The following is a 2092-nucleotide window of genomic DNA, read 5'->3' as shown; positions in this document are numbered from 1 at the left end:
CCAGGCTCTGCACGTAGAGCTGGGCCGAGCCGATCCCGAGCAGCGCCACGATCACCAGGATCAGCAGGATGATGCCGACCGCCTTGAGGAGGCTGCGCGGCCGCACGCCCGCCCGGCACAGCGGCACCAAGTTGAAGGCCAGGCCGCCCACCACCACCAAGATGCAGCCGAGCGTGAACAGGCTGATGGTGAAGGGCTGGAAGATCATCACCAGTGCTGCGCAACAGAGCGCGATGATCGCGTACTCGACCCGCTTGGCCGCCTTTGCGCTGAGGCCGCCCGGCGGCACGGGAGTGCTTGGGTTGCTCATGAGCGGACCGCCTGCTCGTCTGGGCCGAACACATGGACATAGCCCGGCTGGAACCGGACATGGAGCCGATCACCCTCGTCGATGGGCACCCGCCAGTCGCACACCACCCGCATCGACTGAGCGCCATCGGACAGATGCGCCAGGGTCTCCGCCCCCATCGGCTCGACGATGTCGACCTGGAGGGTGAGCCCGTCCGGCACCGGTTCTGGCATGATCTCGAGATTGCGCGGCCGGATGCCCAGCGTGACCCCGGTGCCGGCGGCCAGTCCGCCCACCGCCGGATCGACCTGCACCAGGACCTTCTGACCGCCGGGCAGGGCGAAGCCGCCATGGCCGCCAACCATCCCGGTGAAGCTGGCCGGGATCAGGTTCATCTGCGGCGTGCCGATGAAGCCTGCCACGAACAGGTTGGCGGGCTTGGCGAAGATGTCGTGCGGGGTTGCCACCTGCTCGATGATCCCGGCGCGCATCACCGCGATCCGGTCGGCCATGGTCAGCGCTTCAAGCTGGTCGTGGGTGACGATCACGGTGGCCTTGGACAGTCCGGAGAGCACCTCCTTGATCTCGCCGCGCATCTGCTCGCGCAGGGTGACGTCCAGGCGCGAGAGCGGCTCGTCGAACAGGAAGCATTCAGGATCGCGGATGATCGAGCGACCGACCGCGACCCGCTGCTTCTCGCCCTCGGAGAGCTGGGCGGGCTTGCGCCCGAGCACGCTCTCGAGCTGCAGGGTCTTCGCCACCTGGCGGACCTTCGCGTCCATCTCCGCATGGCTGCGGCCCTCGGCATGGAGCGGGAACTTCAAATTCTCCGCCACCGTGAGCGAGGGGTAGAGCGCGTAGAACTGGAAGGCCATGGCCACGTTGCGCTCGCGGGCGAGCAGCTCGTTCACCCGCCTGCCGCCGATCTGGCACTCGCCTTCGGTGATGTCCTCCAGACCCGCCACCATGCGCAGCGTCGTGGTCTTGCCGCAGCCAGAGGGTCCCAGCAGGCACATGACCTCGCCCTGGCCGACGGAGAGGTTGATCCGCTCCACCGCCTTGAAGCCGTTGGGATAGACTTTGGTGACGTCCTTGATGTCGATGGTTGCCATGGCCTCACTTCCGAACCGTGCCGAAGGTGACGCCGCGCAGGAGCTGGTTCTGCAGGAGGAACGTCACGAAGAAGATCGGGATCAGGAACAGGGTGACGATCGCGGCGAGCAGCCCGTAGTCGACGCCCATCTCGCCGCCCAGCGTGCGCGCCATGGCGACCGGCACGGTGCGGGTGTCCACGCCGGTCAGCAGCAGCGCGAACAGGAACTCGTTCCAGGTCAGGATCAGGCCGAACACGAAGGTGGCGGCGAGACCTGCCTTCACCTGCGGCAGGCAGATCCCGAAGAAGAGCTGGCGCTCGGTGGCACCGTCCATGCGCGCCGCGTCCTCGATCTCGGTGTTCAGCTCGTCGAAGAAGGAGCGCACCATCCAGATGGTGAAGGGCAGGTTGAAGGCGGTGTAGAGGAAGATGATACCGAAATAGGTGCCCGACAGGCCGATCTCGCGGAACATCAGGAAGATTGGGATCACCACCACGATCGCGGGCATCATCCTCGTAGTCAGGATGATGAACATGTAGGTCTCGTTCCCTTTCAGCGGGTAGCGCGAGAAGCCGTAGGCGGCGATCGTACCGATGATCAGCGCCAGGAGACAGGAAACCCCGGCGATGAAGATCGAGTTGAAGAAATAGAGCGGGAACTCCGTCGCCTGGGCCGCACCACCGCCAGAGATCACCGCCCGGAAGAACAC

The 2092-nt window shown here is 65.7% G+C and carries 3 protein-coding genes; all 3 read right to left on the bottom strand.

The window, feature by feature from the left end; translation table 11 throughout:
* The coding region (locus EQG76_RS24020; protein WP_159717069.1) for a hypothetical protein at positions 1 to 310 on the bottom strand (310 nt) is incomplete at its 3' end.
* A complete protein-coding gene (locus EQG76_RS24015; RefSeq protein ID WP_159717067.1) occupies positions 307 to 1401 on the bottom strand; it encodes an ABC transporter ATP-binding protein in 1095 nt (364 codons plus the stop codon). The genes EQG76_RS24020 and EQG76_RS24015, both read right to left, overlap by 4 nt.
* A 4-nt stretch (positions 1402 to 1405) precedes the next feature.
* The coding region (locus EQG76_RS24010) for a carbohydrate ABC transporter permease (RefSeq protein WP_159717065.1) at positions 1406 to 2092 on the bottom strand (687 nt) is incomplete at its 5' end.

The sequence above is a fragment of the Geminicoccus flavidas genome (assembly GCF_009806515.1).
In the GTDB taxonomy this organism is placed as follows: domain Bacteria; phylum Pseudomonadota; class Alphaproteobacteria; order Geminicoccales; family Geminicoccaceae; genus Geminicoccus; species Geminicoccus flavidus.
Note: the sequence above shows the minus strand (reverse complement) of the source record. Positions and strands in the feature narration are given on the sequence as shown.

What these genes read in the sequence shown, in the direction of transcription:
- EQG76_RS24015 (WP_159717067.1), bottom strand. Translation starts at nt 1,401, where the DNA reads ATGGCAACCATCGACATCAAGGACGTCACCAAAGTCTATCCCAACGGC.